Annotated in this window: 18 protein-coding genes and 1 riboswitch; of the genes, 2 read left to right on the top strand and 16 right to left on the bottom strand. The window is 35.8% G+C overall.

Annotated elements, in window-relative coordinates; translation table 11 throughout:
• Positions 1-16: 16 nt before the first annotated feature.
• The gene (locus tag CC92_RS0102515) at positions 17-2263 is read right to left on the bottom strand and encodes an S-layer homology domain-containing protein (RefSeq protein ID WP_029501996.1); all 2247 of its coding nucleotides are present in this window, start codon (positions 2261-2263) and stop codon (positions 17-19) included.
• 276 nt (positions 2264-2539) lie between these two features.
• Here CC92_RS0102515 and CC92_RS0102510 point away from each other — a divergent pair, with 276 nt between their 5' ends.
• Entirely contained in the window at positions 2540-4495 is a 1956-nt protein-coding gene (locus CC92_RS0102510; protein WP_029501997.1) for a diguanylate cyclase, read from the top strand.
• A 170-nt stretch (positions 4496-4665) separates the two neighbouring features.
• Here CC92_RS0102510 and CC92_RS0102505 read toward each other — a convergent pair whose 3' ends face one another.
• The 5 genes from CC92_RS0102505 to CC92_RS0102485 all read right to left on the bottom strand — a co-directional run bounded on the left by CC92_RS0102505 (position 4666) and on the right by CC92_RS0102485 (position 9860).
• Entirely contained in the window at positions 4666-5460 is a 795-nt protein-coding gene (locus CC92_RS0102505) for an ABC transporter ATP-binding protein (RefSeq protein ID WP_029501998.1), read from the bottom strand.
• A gap of 1 nt (position 5461) precedes the next feature.
• The gene (locus tag CC92_RS0102500; protein WP_029501999.1) at positions 5462-6502 is read right to left on the bottom strand and encodes a FecCD family ABC transporter permease; all 1041 of its coding nucleotides are present in this window, start codon (positions 6500-6502) and stop codon (positions 5462-5464) included.
• Between the two features lie 14 nt (positions 6503-6516).
• Entirely contained in the window at positions 6517-7536 is a 1020-nt protein-coding gene (locus CC92_RS0102495) for an ABC transporter substrate-binding protein (RefSeq protein WP_029502000.1), read from the bottom strand.
• 36 nt (positions 7537-7572) lie between these two features.
• Positions 7573-7803: riboswitch (cobalamin riboswitch) on the bottom strand.
• Between the two features lie 119 nt (positions 7804-7922).
• Positions 7923-8378 (bottom strand): hypothetical protein, encoded by a 456-nt coding sequence (locus CC92_RS0102490; protein ID WP_029502001.1) that lies wholly within the window; start codon positions 8376-8378, stop codon positions 7923-7925.
• 381 nt (positions 8379-8759) lie between these two features.
• Positions 8760-9860: a response regulator gene (locus CC92_RS0102485; RefSeq protein WP_029502002.1), complete on the bottom strand. Its 1101-nt coding sequence runs from the start codon at positions 9858-9860 to the stop codon at positions 8760-8762.
• Positions 9861-10199: 339 nt separating this feature from the next.
• On the opposite strand from CC92_RS0102485, the gene upp reads away from it, so the two are divergent.
• Positions 10200-10829, top strand: a complete 630-nt coding sequence (upp, locus tag CC92_RS0102480) for a uracil phosphoribosyltransferase (protein WP_029502003.1) — start codon at positions 10200-10202, stop codon at positions 10827-10829.
• Between the two features lie 163 nt (positions 10830-10992).
• Here the strand turns inward: upp and CC92_RS0102475 are convergent, their stop codons facing one another.
• The 10 genes from CC92_RS0102475 to CC92_RS0102430 all read right to left on the bottom strand — a co-directional run bounded on the left by CC92_RS0102475 (position 10993) and on the right by CC92_RS0102430 (position 22321).
• Positions 10993-12051: an aldose epimerase family protein gene (locus CC92_RS0102475; RefSeq protein WP_029502004.1), complete on the bottom strand. Its 1059-nt coding sequence runs from the start codon at positions 12049-12051 to the stop codon at positions 10993-10995.
• Positions 12052-12410: 359 nt separating this feature from the next.
• Positions 12411-12611 (bottom strand): cold-shock protein, encoded by a 201-nt coding sequence (locus CC92_RS0102470; RefSeq protein ID WP_029502005.1) that lies wholly within the window; start codon positions 12609-12611, stop codon positions 12411-12413.
• A gap of 159 nt (positions 12612-12770) precedes the next feature.
• Positions 12771-13049, bottom strand: a complete 279-nt coding sequence (locus CC92_RS0102465; RefSeq protein ID WP_029502006.1) for a DUF1294 domain-containing protein — start codon at positions 13047-13049, stop codon at positions 12771-12773.
• Positions 13049-14845: an aspartate--tRNA ligase gene (gene aspS / locus CC92_RS0102460; RefSeq protein ID WP_029502007.1), complete on the bottom strand. Its 1797-nt coding sequence runs from the start codon at positions 14843-14845 to the stop codon at positions 13049-13051. Before aspS ends, CC92_RS0102465 begins: the two co-directional genes overlap by 1 nt.
• A gap of 90 nt (positions 14846-14935) precedes the next feature.
• Positions 14936-16189, bottom strand: a complete 1254-nt coding sequence (hisS, locus tag CC92_RS0102455; protein ID WP_029502008.1) for a histidine--tRNA ligase — start codon at positions 16187-16189, stop codon at positions 14936-14938.
• A 45-nt stretch (positions 16190-16234) separates the two neighbouring features.
• Complete coding sequence (locus tag CC92_RS20670) at positions 16235-16957, bottom strand: HD-GYP domain-containing protein (RefSeq protein WP_029502009.1); 723 nt, start codon at positions 16955-16957, stop codon at positions 16235-16237.
• A gap of 2 nt (positions 16958-16959) precedes the next feature.
• Complete coding sequence (gene hemZ / locus CC92_RS0102445) at positions 16960-18435, bottom strand: coproporphyrinogen dehydrogenase HemZ (protein ID WP_029502010.1); 1476 nt, start codon at positions 18433-18435, stop codon at positions 16960-16962.
• Positions 18436-18438: 3 nt separating this feature from the next.
• Positions 18439-19086, bottom strand: a complete 648-nt coding sequence (locus CC92_RS0102440) for an MBL fold metallo-hydrolase (RefSeq protein ID WP_029502011.1) — start codon at positions 19084-19086, stop codon at positions 18439-18441.
• A 102-nt stretch (positions 19087-19188) separates the two neighbouring features.
• Positions 19189-21546, bottom strand: a complete 2358-nt coding sequence (locus CC92_RS0102435) for a RelA/SpoT family protein (RefSeq protein ID WP_029502012.1) — start codon at positions 21544-21546, stop codon at positions 19189-19191.
• A gap of 250 nt (positions 21547-21796) precedes the next feature.
• Entirely contained in the window at positions 21797-22321 is a 525-nt protein-coding gene (locus CC92_RS0102430) for an adenine phosphoribosyltransferase (protein ID WP_029502013.1), read from the bottom strand.
• Between the last annotated feature and the right edge of the window lie 191 nt (positions 22322-22512).

The raw sequence follows: 22512 nt of genomic DNA, 5'->3' as shown, positions 1-22512 counted from the left end.
ATTTCTTTTATATTACTTAACGTGTACTGCAGTTCAGAACTTTGATAAGGATGTCTGCCGCCTCACCTCTTGTTATTTTAGCTGTTGGTTCAAATGCTTTTTCTTTACCACTTCCGAATATCTGAAGTGCTTTTGCTATTGCAACATAATTGTAATAATCCTTTCCTATCTTTGCATCGTCAGTATAACCACAACGGAAGATATCTCCAATCGTCGCAAATTTCTCATATCCTAAAATTTGCACACTATACTTTGCCAGCTGTTGTTTGGTTATTCCACTATTACTCTTTATTTTAATCTCATCTCTCGTCGCTTCATAAAATAGCTTTTCAGCTAGACTCTGTAACTCTTTCCCGGTAATCACATCATTTGGTCGGAATTTAAGTTCGCCAGTTCCTGCCCCTAAATCACGTAATAATAAGATGCTGCGCTCATAAGTAGTACCTTTAATATCAGTATAATCATCCATTATCTTTGCCTTAGGAACATAAACTTCTCCAGACCAATCTAATTGCTTACCCGTAAATGGTGATATGGTATCAGGGTTAATATTGGTACGATATACTAATCTTGGTTGATAATCAATAGAGTATGAACTTTCGACAATGCTATTGGTATCTCCATCCTTTACCAGTTTATGAACTGTATTAATCTCATAAACAAGCTCATATCCCTCTAATTTGATATATGCGTTAAATGCCTGCTCTGGTGTCATTGCATTCTTTGGTGACTCGAATTTGACAGTAGTATCCCAGTACTTACGATAATCGAATACTTTACCACTAATAGAATCAACACTGCCAGAAAAATAATTGTCTGCATAAGGAATTCCTTCATTTACTCTTTGATATCCAAATGCATATCCTCCATAAACAGGAATTTCTTTTACATAGTCATAGATGTAATCTGGAATTACTGAAGCTTGCTTTGTATTCGTAAATTGTTTATCGTTCTGAGATTTTGCAAATGTTTCAAAGATCTCTGCACATTTTTCTCTGGATAGCTTCGTTTTCGCTTTCTCTAGCTCTTCTGGAGTCATCTGATCTGCATTTTTTACGCTGGAATGGAAGGATAAAATCTCCCCTGTTTTTGCATCAACCGTTGCATACGCATTTGTTCTATAATAATCATTTTTACTATCATCTGGAACTCTAGGGTCTGTTAGTGAAATACTCCAGACGTATTGCTTTTCCTTTTCTTTACCATACATACGATACCCAGAAAGAGATGCTGTTATCGCCTTTACATTAGCATCAATCAGTAGATTTTTATTCTTTACAACTTTCTCGATCGCTTGTTCCTTCGTTATTAAACTTCCTAATTCCTTAATTTGTGCTAATTCTTCTTCTGTAAAAGAAGTTGCACCTGTACTTTTCTCATTTGCAGCAGTATCTTGCATTGCATTTTCTTCTTGTTTAGAAGTTTCTATCCACTGCTCTCTCGATGTGTATACTTCCCCAGTTTTTGCATCTACTGCTACGTAATTATTACTTGGTGCATATACTAGGTAAGCACTTCTAGTGTTACCATCTTCACTCCACTTCGTTAGATACTTAAGTTCCATAGAAACTTGTTTCTTTAACTTTTCTGTAGCTTCCTCTTTTGATATCTTTATATCTTTTGCAGGTACGGTAAGTTGAAATAGCCAGTTTGCATTATATTCCTTAACTTCTTTATCTGCTGCATTAACTTGTACTGTAATTGTATTATCAGGCATCATAATACCATTTTCTGTTCGTACATACTCAAACTGATAACAGTTATTATAATATCCTACATAATACGCTGATTGGAATGTTATATGCCCCCAAGCTTCTGGTGCTACCTTTTTAATGTAAGTATCTGCAACAGGTCGTAGCTCTTTGATAAGATATTTAATTGGTTCTTGCTTCTCATATTTATCATAATTTCTATCATAAATATAAGTAATATTCGCATTATCATCACAAACCACATTAAAATAATGGGAACCTTTCTCACTATACCAATTTAGGTTCCACTGTCTTCCTCTTCCATAATCCTCCGCATAAGAATTAGAATCAAATTTTGTGCAGTCAGATGGAATTTTAACCTTTTTCTTTATTTCTGTAATAATCTTTGAAAGCTTCGTTTGCAGCTCTGTATCTTCTGATGCAATATTCTGTGAACTATCTTTTGTAACTGCTTCCGCTACTACGGTAGACATCGCATACACAGGGACTGGAATACTGGTAATAATGATGCCACTTGCTAACATAAGTGCGATAATACTCTTTCTTTTCATGTTTCCCTCCTATTACACTATCCGATTCTTCGGTTCTATGCATTAGACGATTCTTGTATCCGATAGTTCCATATTTTACTATTTTTATTTTTTCATTTTATCATAAATTTGATGTTTGCTCTATAAAAAATTATCATGATATAGAAAGCGAATATTACAACATATTTTGTTAAATTTCATAGTACGGATTAACTTCCAAATTTTTCTGTAAAGTAGTATAATATGTTTTATAGTTATGGTACATATTTACTAGTTTATAGTAAGAGGAGGTCACTCATGCCAAAGCAGCGTAAAATGATCGGGATATTAACATCACAAGTTGAATATATCTATCAACAACAGTTGCTCACTGGTATTGAGACTGTTGCTTTAAAATATCAATACGATGTTGTAGTTTTTTCTACCTTTACAAAGGAATATGCGAAAGAGGTTTATCAAACAGGTGAAATTAATATTTTTAATATGATTCAATATCATTTGTTGGATGGAATCCTCATTATTCCAGACACTCTAAGAAACCCCGGTCTCGTATCGAAGCTGGAACAAAAAATCAAGGAACATTTCACAGGTCCCGTCTTATCCATCGATTGGGAACTTTCTGATTTTGAAAGTGTTTGTTATCCAGATGAAGCTTCGATGGAATTATTGGTGTCTCATCTTATTAACACACATGGCTATCGAAACTTTGCCATCATGACTGGTCCTAAGGAACATCAACACGCCATGCGCCGATTACGTGGATGTCTTAAGGCCTTAGAAAAATACAAGATACCAATCGTCAATGATTATATCTTTTATGGTGACTTCTGGTATAAGATGGGGGAATCAGTTGTCGATACCATCCTACATAGTAATCATGCAAGACCAGATGTAATTGTTTGTGCCTCTGATACCATGGCCATTAACGTATGCAGTGAATTACAAAAACATGGTATAAAAGTACCGAATGACATCGCGGTTACAGGATATGATTCCATTCTAGAAGGTATTCTTCATAATCCAACCATTACTTCTACTGAATTAAAAAATGAACAGCTTGGTATCAAAGCTATGTTAACACTAATAAATCGAATGGAGGGTTTAGACCTACCTACAGAGACAGAAGATACTGCCAAATTACTATTGGGAGATAGTTGTGGATGCCATCCATCGAAAAAAGTCTTAGAAACTGCGGATTTAAAAGTCAGTGATTATGACCACCTCACAGATTTTTATAGCAATTATAACTATATGATGGAAGAATTAATTTCTTCCGAAGATTTGATGGATTGTCTTTCAAAGGTTAGTTGGTATGTATTCCAAATAGGGAACTTTGACTCGTTTTATATCTCCTTATGTGAGAATTGGGATAGCGTTTCATTTAATCAAAATAACGCCCAACCTTACTTAATTGATGGTTATACAGAAACTATGAAATTATATTTAGAAAAGGATCAGGAGGCCTTCTGTCATCATGATAAGACTTTTTCTACTTCTATCATGCTTCCAGCTCTATGGGAAAAAAGAGAGAATCCATGCCTCTATTACTTTGTACCACTTCATTTTTATGACCGCTGTTTTGGCTATGCTACCTTAGGATATCATAATCGCGTTGCTACTTACGATCGATGTTTTCGAGATTGGATTCGCAATATCAATACTGCGTTAGAAAACTTAAGAGTAAAAAATAATTTAAAATGGACAAACAAGCAATTAGGAAATTTAGCAGAAGTAGATAACCTTACCAAACTTTATAATCGAAATGGTTTTTGTATCTACAGCCAAGAATTCATAGAACAAGCAATTGTTCAACGTAAAAAACTCCTCGTAATACTTGGCGATTTAGATGACTTAAAAAAAATAAATGATACTTATGGGCACCTCGAAGGTGATAATGCGATTAAGGTCTGTGCTAAGGCATTGCTATCCTCTGGAATACCATTTAGTAAATGTTTTCGTTTTGGTGGTGATGAATTTATTTTATTAGCATTAGGAGACCATGAAGACAATAACATATCTATGGCATCCCATCAAATAAAGAACTATCTAGATCACTATAATCAAACATCAAATAAGCCCTATACTGTATCTTTAAGTCTTGGTACTTGGTTTGGACAGGTAACGAAAGATTTTGGTATTGATCAGGCAATACAACTTGCAGATAATGACATGTTTAAGATAAAACATAGCGATAAATCCAATAAACGTAAAAAGAAAAAGAAGAAAAAAGAAAAGAAATTAAATCAAGAATAGATGTAGAATCAAGAAAAGAATCCTCTGTAAAGTTACTCACTCTTCAGAGGATTCTTTTAATTATTATGTTTTAATAGATTTATGGAATACTAATATATAGTATTCCATAAAAAAAAACTATAACTATTGATTTAATCTTCTGATAATTACTAAGAACACGTTCGCCCTTCCTAAGAAGTAATGGGAACGAAATAACTACCACCAAATGTTTCATTTTCAATTGCACAAAAAGGTATTTCGAACACTTGATTTAAATTTTCAATCGTTAATACTTCTTTCGTCGTTCCAGCTGCAACGATCCTTCCATTCTTCATCAAAACAATCTGTTTGCAATATCTAGAAGCTAAGTTAATGTCATGAAGAACTGTGATAATCGATGTATTCTTTGAGTCATTTAACTTCTTTAAATATTTCATCAATTCCATCTGATACCGAACATCCAGATGAGCTATCGGCTCGTCTAAAAATAGCCATGGTGTCTGTTGAGCAATTGCTCTTGCTATAATAACCCTTTGCTTTTCTCCACCACTTAATCTGGAAAATATAGCTTCCCGCAAGTTATAGCAGTTCGTCATCTTCATCGCTTCACTTACAATATCTCTATCCTTATTGCTGACTGCTTGAAACCTTTTTTGATAAGGTGTTCGCCCCATCATTACGATTTCATAGGCAGTAAATCTTGTTTCGATATTGGTATTTTGTGGGACTAAGGACATCTTTTTTGCTATGTCCTTTCGTTTATAGCTTGTAAGTTCCTTATTTTCAAGGAATATACTCCCTGATTCACTTGGTAGCAATCTTAAGATATGACGAATAAATGAAGTTTTTCCAGATCCATTAGGCCCCAGAATACCGTAAAAACCTCCCTGTAAAAAGGTTGCACATATCTCTTTTAAAATTGCCTCCTCTTCTTTTTGTGGTTGCCAGGATAACTCATTTACCTGTATTGTCTGTTGCTTATCCATCTTACACCATCCTTTTCTTGTCACGATACAGTAACAGTAAGAAATATGGCGCACCAAATAAAGCGGTAATCACACCTACCGGTAATTCTCCAGGGGACCTTAAAGTTCTCGCTAAGGTATCACATACGATTAAGAAAAATGCTCCAAAGATACAACTAAATGGTAATAGTCTTTCATGCTTTGGTCCAAGTAGTAAACGTACCACATGGGGTATTATTAACCCGACAAAACCTATAATACCGCAGACCGAGACACAAGCAGCTACCAAAAGGGAACCGACTATGATAAGAACTCTCTTCACTTTCATTGTATCAATACCAAGACTTTCTGCTGTTTCTTCCCCTGCCGCAATAATATTTAGATCTCTCGCATATACAATAATTATAGTGGCACAGAGGATAAAAAACAGAAAAAGAAATCCAACTTTCTTCATACTAGCTGCAGAAAAGCTTCCCAGCGTCCACATATAAACCTTTTCTATTTGTTCTCTTCTAATACTCATTAACAAAGAAATCATTGCAGACAACATAGAACTTATTGCTGTACCAGTTAATACAATGTGCGTAACAGACCCAGTACTACCAGTAAAAGCGATTCGGTATACTAATAAAACGGTAAGCAAAGCTCCAACAAAGGCGAAAGCTCCAATTACCCCTAATCCAAAGAACGACATTGTCATTCCACTTAGTGCAGCTAAGGTAGCTCCAAGTGCTGCACCAGAAGAAATGCCAAGTATTTGTGGGTCAGCAAGTGGATTTCGAAACAACCCTTGAAAACAAGCACCAACTAATGCAAGTGAGGCTCCACTTAATCCAGAGAGTAAGATTCTAGGAATACGGATATTCCATACAATCGTAAAATAATTCTCAGGAATTTGGGAAGTGTCAATCAAACCTCCTACGAACGGAATTCTACTAAGAAGAACTCTAAAACTATCGTATATGGTAATATTGGCTGATCCTACTGATGCTGTGATTACAATTGTTACAAACAGCAACAGGGTAAAAACTATATAATAAAATGAAGGCTTTCTTTTGTTCATAACCCCTCCGGTATCTATTGAAATGCTTCCGGATGTAGCAATTTAGCTACTAATTCTACTCCCTCTGCAACTCGATAACTTTGGCGGTCCAATAAATTATTATCAATACCATAAACTTGATTATTCTTAACCGCACTTAGATTTTTATAATTCTCACTAGTAATAAAACTGTCTTTCATACTGGACGCAATGAGAATGACTTCTGGGTCTGCTTCAATGAGACTCTCTAACGTATAGGACCATCCACTGACATCCTTTGCAATATTATCTCCACCAGCAAGTGTTAATAAATCTCCGGTAAAAGTATCACCTCCTGCTGTATAATCACCATATTCACCAAATCCAACCACATAATATACAGTTTTCTTTGGATAAGATGCAACCTTCGTGGTTACATCTTCTATTTTAGCCTTCATAGACTCAATAAGCTTTGCTGAATTATCCTTACTATTAAATATCTGCCCAATTAAGTCAATCATGTCATTGATGCCACTAATCTTTTTATCTTCATTTAGTACAACGACTGTAATTCCAACCTCTTTAAATTTTTGAATAACATCTTCCGTCCATAGAGAAGACGCTAGTACAACATCTGGCGCTAAGCTTACAATTTTTTCTACATCTGGATTATAGAAGTCTCCGATGGATTCTACGGACATTACTTCCGAAGGATAATCACAATAATCAGTACGTCCAATTAGCTTATCCGATAGCTTAAGTTCATATATTATTTCTGTGATATTTGGAGCGAAGGATATCATCGTTTGAGGCTCTTGTTCAAACGTAATGGTAGCTCCTGTAGAATCAGTAATTGTGAGTGGATACGTAGTTACATTGTCCTTTGCCGTATTTTCTGGTAAGGCAGATGGAGAAGTAGTTGGCTCTGCACTAGGTGATGGTTGTGCTGTAACTTGTGCTTCAGCCGTTGGATTCGGTGTAATTCCATTGTTTTCATTTTTTGCTTTTGTTCCACATCCTGTCATGACAATGGTTAAAATCAAACCAAGTGTCAACAGTTTTTTACTTATTTTCATAAATACTCCTTTTATCTACATCTCCCTCCGAGTGCAGATGATTCATTCTCATATGGCAGGTTTCCTGGCTTATGGTCATTTTACTCATTGCTGTCTTCTCATATCATTCCTCGCTTTTAAGGTTAGGAGCCATATCCTTAATGCCAAAGAAGATACAATGACACTTATGCAATTTTCATTCCAATAACAGTAACGGGGGCTGCTGCGGATTCTCACCACATTCCCTTTTATCTTCTTTTACAAAGCACCACATGGACGCAATTATTATACCCGTAACTTGAACACATTACAAGGAAAATTTTACAACAAGATTTCACATTGATTATAAAAACATGTCAAAAAAGGACTGTCATATCAAAAATAATGACAGTCCTTCTTCTACTTTGTCATAAGTTACGATTTTTCACATGACCCAAAATAATCTTTTCTAAGACAGACTTATATACTAAAACAATCTGAGCATCAATAAAGCAATATTTATTAATGACAAATTCATAAGTCTTAACTAGAAATAGAACACTCATAGTACCAAGTGCAGTAATCGCTACCAATGGTACTAAACCCTTTAATAGAATAAACGCAGAGGCAACAATAAAGAATATCAAGGCAAACATATAATTTTTACTGATACGAAAGGCAAGTAACATAGCGTCGTTTAATCTATCATGCATTCTTGCAATCGATTCAATATCTTTATCCTTAAGCCTAGTGTAAATATCCTCATAAACCTCTTTACTCTCTAGTGATTTGTTCTTGAGATTTTTTTGAATGTATGTGAAATACTTATTGTAGTTGACTTCTCCTAACTCTTTGCGTATTAATTTCTTGAATACACTCATCATATCCCCATTTCCTTTCGGTGGAATTGAACCTGTCTTTAGTATTTGCGAAGTCCTCTAATAAAGTCTTGTAATTTTTGGTTAGTTTGTAAAAATACGAAATAAGATGAGAAATCACAGTTCACTTGTCATGAATAACAATATTATGAATTCACAAAATGTTCATAAGTTAGCCATACTATCATCATATTCATATCTTATAATATCAATATAAGATACATCATAACATTGTTTACAAGATAATTTTTTTCATAAAACAAAGCCCGGCAGTTACCCTCCCCCTCTACCGGGCTTCTCCTCTGTCCTTTTATAGGTATCTCTTAGACTTCTTGCTACTATTCTTAGAAACTTTCAATCTTTGGAGTGTTTATAAAAGTATTTCTTTCATACTTTAATTTCATTCACGTATTTTGACGTATTTTCATAATCAAATTCTTCTGCTGCTTCCATCGCTTGATAAATCCTATTTTGATCCTCTTTGGACACCATCATTAACAGTAGCCTTAGTCCATTTATAATTTCAAAATATTCATAACGGCTGATATGATACAATACTTTTTCTCGCTGCTTCGCGATTACTTCCTTAGAACAGCTTGTAAATTCCAGATTTTCATCCTTAGGATTTCTTCTATTATTATATGCGACTAATGCTTGTTCGAGTTCACTACAAAATAAGTTAAGACGTATAAGAAATCTCTTTAATTGCTCCTGCCAACAGTCAGTATTATAATTATTATAATCGAACTGTCTCTCCACCATTCTTTTTACTCCAAGAGCTGCTGCATCTTCCGCTAATTCTCTTGCACCCAAATGATTTAATACACTTTTTAAAGAGTGGCATTCTGCTTCTATAATACCACGGTCTTCTTCTCCTGTAATACAACTAAGCCTTTTCATCGATTGATTCATTTGTTTCACCGAAGCTTCCGCAATGCGGATATAGTTAGCTACCTGATCTAGCGCATAATGTAATCCTAATTTACAATCTAGAGTAGTAACCAGTTGGAAATTATCTATAAATTCTGCTATTTCATCTGCACTATCTTTCGCTTCATCATAAAAATCTGTGATATGGTCACTTAATTTTTCCTTCGGTATCCATCTTTTTAAACACTGATTTAGCTTATCTGCCTCAATTGGCTTTTCTAATACACCATAAAAATCGTTGGTTGTCGTAATTCTCCCATTTTCACCAATAAGTGCTCCTGAAATCGCTATAATTACCTGACTCGCTTTTCCTTCTAAGTTATGTATTCGTTTTGCAGCTTCAATCCCATCAATTTCTGGCATCATGAGATCCATAAAAATGATGTCAAAATCTTTTTCCGCCACTTTTTCTAAGGCGTCCCTCCCGCTCCCTGCGGTTTCTACAGTAAGACCATAGGTCTTTAACATCATTCCACCAGCTATTAGATTAACCGGATTGTCATCCACAATTAAAGCTTTGGCTCTTTTTCTATCCTTTTGAAAGAGTGTATCAACCACACATTGTCCTCCTTTTCATTCTTTTTCTATTCTTATCTATCCTATAACAATGTTATAATTTTTCCATTCATTCACTTTCTCTCCCATATCCTAACAAATTTGAAGTGTAAAATCAATATTTTCCAGTTTTTTCTTTAAAACTTTTCTTTATTTTGCTATCACTTTTTGTTATAATAGTCGATAAGAAAAAAAATTGAAGTAGGAACGCACGCACCAGCGGGCGTTCTTGCCATGAATATCATTCTGTGAACTTCCACATATTAATACATAGAACACAGAATATCTTGCAACAAAAGTTTAAGTGCATAAAAAATGCATAAATATCCTGGAGGTATCATTATGTCAAATGTTAGCATTATGGATCATCCTCTAATCCAACATAAGATTGGTATTATGAGAATGAAATCCACATCTACCAAAGAATTTCGTGATTTAGTAGCCGAAGTGGCTATGCTTATCTATTATGAAGCAAGTCGCAATCTTCCGCTTGCTGATAAGGAAGTAGAGACACCGCTTACTAAAACAATCGTGAAAGAAATCGAAGGTAAGAAATTATGTGTCGTTCCTATTCTACGTGCCGGAATGCATATGGCAGACGGCATTCTTAATCTAACACCGAATGCAAAAGTAGGTCATATAGGATTATATCGTAACGAAGAAACTCTTGAACCTGTAGAGTATTTCTGTAAATTACCATCTGACGCTCCCGACCGTGAAATCTTTGTTGTAGACCCAATGCTTGCTACTGGTGGTTCTGCAATTGCTGCTATCACCTTATTAAAAAGACGTGGAATTGATAAAATTCGTTTTCTGTGCCTAATAGCAGCTCCAGAAGGACTAAAAAAATTGCAAAACGCTCATCCAGATGTTGATATTTATATCGGTGCACTTGATGAGTGCTTAAATGAAAAGGGTTATATTTTACCTGGTTTAGGCGATGCGGGTGATCGTATCTACGGTACAAAATAAGGTATCATATACGTTATTTGCAATAATATAGGATATAATATATGTTATTTGCAATAATATTTCATTATTACCTCTGTGCTTTAAAAAAAGAGGCCGTTGCACACTAAACTGCTCACTATCAAGTTGACAGTGAGCAGTTTATAAATGCAACAGCCCTTTTTTATTACTTCACAGAAAATTTATAAATAGTAACACTTTCAAATGGCTCTCCTGCTTTTTTTAGACAGGATGGAAAACTACTAATATTGCAAGAATTTGGATAATATTGTGTTTCAAAACAAACACCATCTCTTTTCTGATAGCAATAACCCTCTTTTCCTTTTTCGTTTCCGAGGATAAAATTTCCTGTATACAACTGTAGACCTTTGGCGTCTGTAAAAACTTCCATACGACGTCCACTCTTTTCCTCCCAAAGTTCTGCAACCTTAGCAGCTTCCTCTTCTGAGGTTTTTAAAACATAATTATGATCATACCCACCAGCTATACGAAGTGGCTGATAATCTGCTTCAATATCTTTACCTATTTTCTTAAATTTCCTAAAATCCATTGGTGTACCTTCTACCTTTGCAATCTCACCAGTAGGAATTAATGTATCATCCGTTAATGTAAATTCTTCTGAATCAATCATTACCTGATGATCTTCTATACTTCCGCTATTATGACCAGCCAAATTAAAATAGGAATGATTCGTGAAGTTAATTATCGTATCCTTATCCGACACACCATAATACTCAATTACTAATTCATTATCATTTGTTAAAGTATAGGATACTACAATATCAAGATTGCCTGGTAACCCCTGCTCCATATCTGGGCTGAGGCGAGAAAACTCTACCGTAACCTCATCCTTATCTTTAAAAATTTCTGTCTCATAGAGGTATTTGTTATAACTCTTACTACCGCTATGTAAATTGTTATTACCATCATTCTTTTCCAATTTATACTCTTTACCACTTATTACAACTGATGCATTAGCGATACGATTCGCATGACGACCGATAAAAGAGCCATAACCAGGCCCATTCTCTTCATATTGTTTTACATTGTCATAACCAAGAGCAATATCATCCTGTTTTCCATTCTTATCAGGAACGATGATACTGATAATATTAGCTCCATAATCGCTAACAGATACAACCATACCCTGATCATTCGTAATAGTATATAATGTTACCTTCTCACCTTGTTTGGTTTTGCCAAAAGGTTTTTGCGATAGCTTCATAGTGACCTCCATTCCTGCGCATCCTTAATACGCATAAGGGACGAACCCTTCTATAATTCTTACATAAAACTTCTTTGACCCTTTTCTCTCTAAAAACTAGAGTTATTATATCATCTATTCCAAAATCTGTGAAGTAAAAAGAAGTATAGAAATATATAAAAATACCCCAAGACCTAAGTCTTGGGGTTTAGATTCGTTACATAATTGTCTTACAATATAGCTAATTCCGTATAAAATATTACATTTATATAATAGAAAAAGGTACACTGAAAGTAATTCCACGATCATGGAATCGTCTGAAATCAAACGGTTCTATGTCTAGAACAAGACGAATCAGTTATCTGCTACTTTATCAAGAATTATAATCTTGTTACGTTAGTAGCCTGAGGTCCTTTAGCACCCTGCACAACTTCAAAAGCAACTTCCTGTCCTTCTTCTAAAGACTTGAAGCCGTCCATGTTAAGACCTGAGTAATGTACGAATACATCGTTGCCCTGCTCATCAGAGATGAAACCGAAACCTTTTTGATTGTTAAACCACTTTACAGTACCTTTGTTCATGAGATAATCCTCCAAAAAAAAATATAATATTGCTACAATCACTCTGCCATTTGGCAAGATGTAACACCATTATGATACCATTGATTTCTAATATTGTCAAACAAAAAATTGTTAACTGTTAAATTATGACACATTTCTACACGTTTTATTTACCAACATTTACATTTTCACAATGTAGATAATGCCTATTATAATTTGCAATATTAAGAAAGATGGAATTAATATCTGAAAACTTCTATGCTTCGTTTTGTGCCGGAATATCTTCATACCAAGAAGAGAGCCTAAGCTCCCTCCAAGGAAGGCTATTAAGAATAAAGTACTTTCCTTAATCCTCCACTCTCGTGCCTTAGCTCTCTTTTTATCAATTCCCATACTACTAAATCCTAGCAGATTAACAATCAAAAGGTAACATAATAATGTATACTCTACAGTACCCATTATTCTTCTATCTCTTTCTTTGCTAGTGCAATGGAAAGCTCTTCTAATTGTTTGTTATCTACAACATTTGGAGCGTCAGTCATTAAGCAGGATGCATCTTTTACTTTAGGGAAAGCGATTACATCACGGATGGAATCTTCTTTCGCCATTAACATAACAAGACGATCTAAGCCATAAGCTAAACCAGCGTGTGGTGGAACACCATATTTGAATGCATTTAATAAAAATCCGAATCTCTCATAAGCTTCTTCCTTCGTAAATCCAAGAACTTCAAACATCTTTTCCTGAACATTATTCTGGAAGATACGGACACTACCACCACCTACTTCTGTACCATTTAATACAATATCATATGCTTTGGCACGAACTTTACCTGGGTCAGTTAAAAGAAGTGGAAGATCCTCATCCATAGGCATTGTAAATGGATGGTGCATTGCAGTATATCTTCCTTCTTCTTCTGAGTACTCAAGTAATGGGAACTCCGTTACCCATAAGAAGTTATACGTATTCTTATCTAATAGCTCAAGATTTCTAGCAATTTCAAGACGAAGATTACCAAGTACATCAAAAACTACTTTGTCTTTATCTGCTGCAAAGAACAGAAGGTCACCTGGTTTACCATCCATTGCTTCTACTAAAGCAGATAATTCTTCTTCTGTCATAAACTTAGAGAAAGAGGACTTATAAGTTCCATCTGCATTGATGCTTAGGTAAGCCAATCCTTTTGCTCCATAACCTTTTGCAAATTCAACCAAGGCATCAATCTTCTTACGAGGCATCTCCCCTTGACCATTTGCATTGATACCACGCACAGAACCGCCATTTTCTAGGGCACCGGTAAATACTGCAAACCCACAATCCTTAACTAGTTCTGATACATTCTTTAATTCCATACCAAATCTAGTATCTGGTTTGTCAGAACCGTAGCGATCCATTGCTTCTCTCCAAGTCATTCTTTGAATTGGAAGAGAAACCTCGATACCAATTGTTTCTTTAAACATCTTCTGTAGTAAACGCTCATTGACAGAGATGACATCATCTACATCAACAAAGCTAAGTTCCATATCGATCTGAGTAAATTCTGGTTGTCTGTCAGCACGAAGATCCTCATCACGGAAACATTTCACAATCTGGAAATAACGGTCATAACCACTCACCATCAATAACTGCTTAAAAATCTGTGGTGACTGTGGTAACGCATAAAAATTACCTGGATGCACACGGCTTGGTACAAGATAATCTCTTGCGCCTTCCGGTGTGGATTTTGTTAACATTGGAGTCTCGATCTCAAGGAATCCCTCGTCTGATAAAAACTGTCTTGTTAATGTGGCAACTTTACTACGAAGCATTAAGTTTCGTACTAAGTCTGGTCTTCTTAAATCAAGATAACGATATTTTAATCGTAATTCTTCTTTTGTTTTTGAATCTTCTTCAATTGGAAATGGAGGTGTTTCTGATTCCGATAAGATACGTAACTCAGTTGCTCTAACTTCGATGGAACCTGTTGCAAGATTTTCATTCACAGCACCAGAACGATGTTCCACTTTTCCCACCACAGCGATAACAAATTCACTACGTAGTTTACAAGCTTTTTCAAATCCTTCGGTTCCGGTATCTCCTTCTTCAAAAATAATCTGTAATAAACCGGAACGGTCTCTTAAATCTACAAAGATAATACCGCCCTTATTTCTGCTCTTTTGTACCCAACCCATCACTGTTACAACTTCACCAACATTGCTGCTGTTAAGCTCTGTACAACGATGAGTTCTGTGTAATCCCTTCATTGACTCTGCCATGTCAAATCCTCCTGTATCCAATTTAAATATTTCCTATACTTCCAAACATCCGCCTTTAGGCGGTAAGCCGCATATATGTTGTATAATGTCTTATGCATTCTTAAGGATAAAATCTGCTATCTCTTCTAGTGGAAGCTCAGTTTGTTCCCCGGTTTCCATATTCTTTACGTTAGCTTTTCCATTTGCCAACTCATCTGCTCCAAGAATTACCGTATTTTTTGCACCGATCTTATTCGCATATTTCATCTGTGCTTTCACAGAACGATCCATGTAATCTGTTTCTGTAATAATTCCTGCATTACGAAGTGTAGTCACGAGCTGATAAGCAGATGCTTTTGCTTCTCCTCCAAGAATACCAACATAAAGTTCGATTGCTGGCTGTGGTGGTAACGACACTTCTTCTTTCTCTAGAAAATAAAGAATACGTTCGATACCCATACCAAATCCAACACTTGGAATGTCTTGCTTTTCATCAATTTCATGAACTAACCCATCATAGCGACCACCACCACATAAGGTAAATCCTTCTTCATTTACAAATTCAAATACTGTCTTTGTATAATAATCAAGACCCCTTACGATACCGGTATCAATTTCATATGGAATATTTAATATCTTAAGAAGACTTTGTAGTTCCTCAAAATGATTTTTACATTCCTCATCTAAATATTCAATCGTTCTAGGAGCATCTTTTACTATTTCCTTGCAAGCTTTTTCTTTACAATCGATTACACGAAGCGGATTTTTTTGCATACGTTCTTTACAAGTCGAACATAAGCGGTCTTCGTGTTTTCTTAAGTAGGAAAGAAGTGCTTCATTATAAGTAGCTCTGCAATTCTTACATCCGATACTGTTAATATGAAGCTTTGCTTTCTTTAATCCGATTTCCTTTATAAAGGTGGTAATTAAAGTGATTAATTCCACTTCAGCCAAAGGACTTTTGGAACCTACAAATTCAACCCCAAACTGATGATGCTGACGTAATCTACCGCTTTGTGGTTGCTCATAACGAAAGGCTGGAGTTACATAAAAAAGTTTGGTTGGCTGACTTTCTGCATATAGGTTATTCTCTAAATAAGCACGAATAGCACCAGCAGTTCCCTCAGGCTTAAGAGTTATGCTACGGTCTTTTTTATCGAGAAACGTGTACATTTCTTTTTGTACAACATCCGTTGTCTCTCCCACTCCACGTTGGAAAAGAATCGTATGCTCAAATACCGGAGTTATAATTTCTTTCATATTATAAGCCTTACATAGCTTTCTTGCCAGCTCTTCAATTAATGTTCTTTTATACATATTATCCCCATACCAATCAAGGGTTCCTTTTGGGCGCTGCGTAATCATCTTATCCTCCATTCTGGCGCATTGGCGCCTTTATAATATTTCACACTATACTGCAGGTTTGGTCATAGTGTTATCATTTACATAAATAACATAATCACGTATTGGTTCAAACTCTTTGGAATGGACAAAACGCAAGAATGCCAAAAAAATCTCCATATCAAAATTCTTTACTTCATCTATCATAAGTTCAATCGCTGTATCAATTTCAAAGGAGGAACGATAAGGCCGTTCTGTTACTAAAGCAGCAAACACATCGCAAACACGGAGTATTCTTGCTCCATATGGGATTTCTTTCCCCGATAAATTGTCTGGATATCCTGAGCCATCAAAGTTTTCATGATGGTGATAGATGGAAGTTAATACTTCCTTCGAGTGGCATCGATGTTCTTTTAAAATCTCAGCTCCTAAACTGGGGTGAAGCCTTATATACTTCATCTCTTCTATCTTTAAAGTCTCGAGCTCTCTACCATACAGATACTCACCAAGTTTTAGTTTGCCAATATCATGTACGATTCCTGCTTCTGCAAGCTCTTCACAAGTTTTTTTAGATAATTTAAGTTCTTTCGCTATGGAGTACGCGAGATTACTCACTAGTATTCCATGAGAGATTGCCTCGTCTTTCTCTTCTTCACTTAAGCCCTCATAATCTAATCCATGAATAATTGCAATCCCAGTCGTAGAAGGTGCTGTCAGATTTCCAAATGCATGAGTGGCTTCTTTTTGATTAAGTTTTAGTTCTTCTTTTCTATAAAATCCTAAAATCCCCATTCTTATAAGTCCTTTATGGAATTTCTTAGAAAATCCTTCTTTCTTTGAATCATCTCGTCAATACGTTCTGTATAATCCATCACACTTTTTACGTTTTCTACTCGTTCGATTCGGTTTTCTTTATGAAATACAAACTTTGAAGAGCCTCCGGCGCCAAGTGCCAGAATCGTTTGTTTTTCTTCCATGATTAAGATATTATAGATTCCTTCTTTGCCATGCCTTGCATAACCAACGTTTTCAAGATTTTCAGCCATATTCTTTTGCCGATATAAGTAATATGGATGGTAATCATTTTCGTTTGCAAATAACACCGTTTCTGATAACATGTCACTTACCCGAACTGCTTCCATATCTTTATACTGTTCTCTTTGCGTATTTAACCTAGCAGCTCTCTTAATGGCAAGCGTGTGTACCGTTAAACTATCCGGATTCATAGACTTGATTTTGTCTAGAGTATATAAGACATCGGAAGGATTTTCTCCGCTAAGACCTATGATAATATCCATATTGATGTTATCATGACCAATCTCTCTTGCTAAGTAGAACGCTTCCTCAATCTGAGTAGCCGTATGCTTTCTTCCAATGAGATCTAACGTTTTTTGACGCATGGATTGTGGATTAATCGATATTCTTGATACACCAAAATCTTTTAATATCTCAAGTTTTTCTCTTGTGATACTATCCGGTCGTCCTGCTTCCACCGTTAGTTCCTTTAATCCATTGATGCCAAAATACTGATCAACTTTCGTTAATAGATACTCTAATTGTTTTACACTAAGTGTTGTCGGAGTACCTCCACCGACGTAAATAGTGCTTAATGGCTTCTCTATACAAGTAGATGCATATTCCATTTCTTTTGTTAACGCCATAAGATATGGCTCCACTAGGTGTTCAAATCGTTCCAGCGGATAAGAGGTAAACGAACAGTAGTGACAGGTGCTAGGGCAAAATGGGATACCAATGTAGATACTATATCCCTCTTGATAGTTCAAATCTTTTAGTATTTCATGCTCTCGCTTTGCAACATTAAGGCTTAATGCAATCTTTTCATCGGAGCAATAATACTCTTCTTTGAGATACTTTTTGATTTCTTCTTCCTTCGTCCCTTCCTCAAGCCTCTCAAGTACTTGTTTCGTTGGACGTATTCCTGTCATAATTCCCCATGGGAGCGACTGATTTGTATCCTCAGAAAGGAACCGATAAAGAACACGTAACAGTGCATTACGATAAATACTCCTTGTTAATGGAGACTCCGTTAAGATTTCTTCCTCTCGTTTCTTTAAGTTATCCTTCTCATATAAGAATACCTCAAATCGGTCTTGGAATAGCCGTAAGACATGCGTTGTCTCTGTAGACAGCGCTTGTTCTGGTTCTGTTTGGTATTTAATTATGTTGATTTCTTCTTTGGGGTAGAATGACTTTAGTAAAGGCGCTATGTCCTGTTCGTAATCCTCCCCAATCATCATTAACTGTATCATCTATTAAAAACTTCCCTCTTCATTCACATATGGATTATTTAGCATCTCATAACCAATGCTTGTACTACAACCATGTCCAGGATATACTTTAACCTCCTTCGGTAAGGCAAACAACTTTTCTCTTACTGATTTTATTAATACTTCACTGTTTCCAGTAGGGAAATCGGTACGTCCGATTGACTCAAAAAACAAGGTATCTCCACTTAAGAGAATCTGTTCATCAGGTATATAATAGCATACCGAACCTTTCGTATGCCCAGGAGTATGAAGTACTACAAAATCAATATCAGCAAATTGAATTTTTTCTCCATCCTGTAGGCTTTCTACAGGCGCTAAGGTAAAGGATTTACCAAAGATGGAGGAACAATTTAGCGAAGGATTTGCAAGAAGCTCACGCTCTGACTCATATGCATAGATTGGAACTCTCGTCAAGGAAGCAAGCTCCTGTGCAGCCATAATATGATCAAAATGACCATGTGTTAATAAAATAGCTTTTATACTGAGTTCATTACGGTTTAAGTGTTCTATTATACGTTCGCATTCATCCCCAGGGTCAAATACAACTGCTTCCTTTGTATCTTCATTACTAACAATAATACAATTGGTTCTAATTTTACCAAGGGTAAGCATATCAAGTCTAATCTTACTCATTACTTCCTCCATATCTTGCATGGCGCACTTATGATTGCATTTATAATGCCTGCATAACTGCAGATCTTTGTCCGCACTCCTATTATAAGTCTTACCTTATTTTTAACCGGTAGTACGCTCAATGTCAATTACACTCTCAATTCCACGAAGCTTACTAATAATGGATTGTAACTGTTCTACTCCATTAATTTCAAAACCTACACTAATCGTTGCGGTTCCTTGTTTACTTGTTCTTACCGTCATAGAAGTAACATCAATCTTATTTTCCGTAAAGATTCTTGATACATCAAGCAAAACACCATTGCGGTTATTCGCAAAGATTTTAATCTCAGCAGTGTATAATCCTGTATTTTGTTTATCAGCAGGAATATTCCACTCTGCATCAATTAGTCGTTCTCTATCTTCGTATGGAAGGTTAATCACATTAATACAATCGGTTCGATGAATCGAAACTCCACGCCCTCTTGTAACGAATCCAACTATTTCATCTCCAGGTACTGGAGAGCAGCATTTAGAAAAATGCACTGCAACATCATGAATTCCTTGTACTACAATGCCACCTTTGGATTTCATAACTGCCGGTCGGTCAAACTTCACATCTGCAATCGTTTCAAGAACCTTTTCATCGGTCATTTCTTTCCGATTCTTCTTCATAAATTCTTCTTGCAGTTTATTAATTACCTGACCTTCTTTTAATCCACCATGTCCTACTGCTGCATAAACAGATTCCCAGTCACGGAAACCATATTTCTTCATTACAATATCCATAAACTCATTTTTCAATAAGTCACTCATTGTAATACTCTTAGATTTGCAGTAGGCAACAAGCATCTCTTTACCGCGGATGATATTGTCTTCTTTTAATTCTGTTTTAAACCATTGATTTATCTTATTTTTTGCCTGAGTACTCTTAACAATATTAAGCCAGTCTCTACTTGGACCTTTTGAATTTTGAGAGGTAATAATTTCAATACGGTCGCCATTTTGAATCACATAATCAATTGGTACAAGTTTTCCGTTCACTCTGGCACCAACCATCTTATTTCCAACTGCACTATGAATACTATAAGCAAAATCTACTGGATTAGAACCAGCTGGTAAGTTTTTAACATCTCCGGTCGGTGTAAAACAGTAAACACTATCTGAAAATAAATCTAAGTCATTCTTTAACAAACTTAAAAACTCTTTATTATCCGATAAATCCCTTTGCCACTCAAGTATCTGGCGAAGCCAGGTAAGCTTTGCTTCTTCCGTATCTCTTGTATTTTTACCGTCTTGACCTTCTTTGTATTTCCAATGCGCTGCAATACCATATTCTGCAGTACGATGCATTTCAAAAGTACGAATCTGAATTTCAAATGGCTGTCCATTTGGACCAATTAAAGTGGTATGAAGTGACTGATACATATTTGGTTTCGGCATTGCGATGTAATCTTTGAAACGCCCCGGTATCGGCTTATACATCTCATGAATGACTCCGAGAGCTGCATAGCAATCCTTCACAGTTTCCACAATAATCCGTACCGCAAATAAGTCATAGATTTGTTCTAGGGTTTTCCCTTGATTCACCATCTTCTTATAGATACTAAAGAAATGCTTTACACGACCATCTATCTTTGCTGAAATATTTGCTTCTTTGATATGTTTTCCAACATCTTCTACTATGCTATTAATAAAAGCTTCTCGTTCTTCTTTTTTTGATGAGATCTTCTCATTCAGCTCCTCGTAAACTTCTGGCTCAAGGTATTGTAGTGATAAATCATCCAGCTCTATTTTAATTTTAGAAATACCAAGACGCTGTGCTATTGGAGCATAGATATCCATTGTTTCTCTGGACTTTTCTATTTGTTTCTTTGGCGTCTGGTACTGCATCGTTCTCATATTATGAAGTCTGTCGGCCAACTTTATTAAAATAACGCGGATATCCTTTGCCATGGCAAGAAACATCTTACGTAGATTTTCTGCTTGGATTTCCACTTTATCCTTCGAATAATTTAACTTCGTTAACTTCGTAACTCCATCCACTAACAGTGCTACTTCCTCTCCGAACTCTTTCGTCAGCTCTGCTACGGTTAAAACAGTATCCTCCACTACATCGTGAAGAATCCCTGCGACAATTGTCTCTTTATCAAGTTCTAATTCTGCAAGAATAATCGCTACACAAAGAGGATGTATGATATAAGGTTCCCCTGATTTACGCATCTGATTTTTATGTGCAAAAGTCGCAATTTTATAAGCCTTCTCAACAATTTCTACATCAGTAGATGGATGATAGGCACGAATGGTCTTAAGCAAAATCTCATAGAGCTCCTCAGGACTCGTAAAATCGGATGGAACAACACCTATTTTGCGGTCTTTTTGATATTTGATCGCAGTGTCATTATTTGGAATAACACTAACATTATGAAGTTTTTTCGGTTCTAAGTTTGTGTCTGTACTCTGTATTAACGATTTCTCCATAAGAACCATTCCTTTCATTTCGGGGGCCATTAAGCTTTATCTTCTTATTATAATAACAAAAGTTGAAAAAATCAATCTTTTTGACATTCTATGACTGTTCTATAGCCAATTTCATGCGTTTTTAGAAATAATAGAACGAAAAAAGAGTGTACAAAACTATTTCTTACGTTCGGGCAGTATCTTTCTGTCAAAGAAAGACACCCCCTATTTGCTTGAAATAGTAATTTTGTACACCCTCTCAACATGCTTATTATTTACCAGCATATTTTATTACAGAAGCAACATCATAGCCTTTTAATTTCTCTCTTCCCTTAAGACCTTCTAATTCCATAAGGAAAACAATCTTCACAACTTCTCCACCCAATTGTTCGATCAACTTTGTGATTGCCTCAATCGTACCTCCAGTAGCGATTAAGTCATCGATAATAACAACCTTTTGTCCTGGCTTAATGGAATCTTTATGCATTTCAATAGTAGCCGTGCCATACTCTAATGCATATTCCATCTCAACTGTCTCACAAGGTAGTTTTCCCTTCTTACGAACTGGAATAAACGCCTTGTTTAAATTATATGCAATCGGTACACCAAAGATAAATCCTCTGGATTCCGGACCGACAATTACATCAAAATCAAGTCCCTTTAGGTTTTCTTGCATCTGATCGATTGACATCTTTAAGCTATCTTTATCTTGTAAAACACTGGTTACATCGCGAAAAACAATTCCTTCCTCAGGAAAATCCGGAATGCTTCTAACATACTCTTCTAACTTTTTCATCTTTTAACATCATACCTTTCTTTCACACTAACACCCATTGCATACAAAATCTGCTCGCAGAGGTGGTCCTAATCATGTTCTTTTTCACATTCTCATCTCATGCACAGGTTTTCTAGACAAAAGTTTTATCGCTCGCCTGTCACATTCACTCAACTAATCTATTATATCACTAATCCTTTCAAATGGTAAAG

Origin of the sequence: Lachnoclostridium phytofermentans (genome assembly GCF_000733755.1) — a bacterium.
Lineage (GTDB): Bacteria > Bacillota > Clostridia > Lachnospirales > Lachnospiraceae > Lachnoclostridium > Lachnoclostridium phytofermentans_A.
This window is presented reverse-complemented; position numbering and strand designations above follow the sequence as displayed.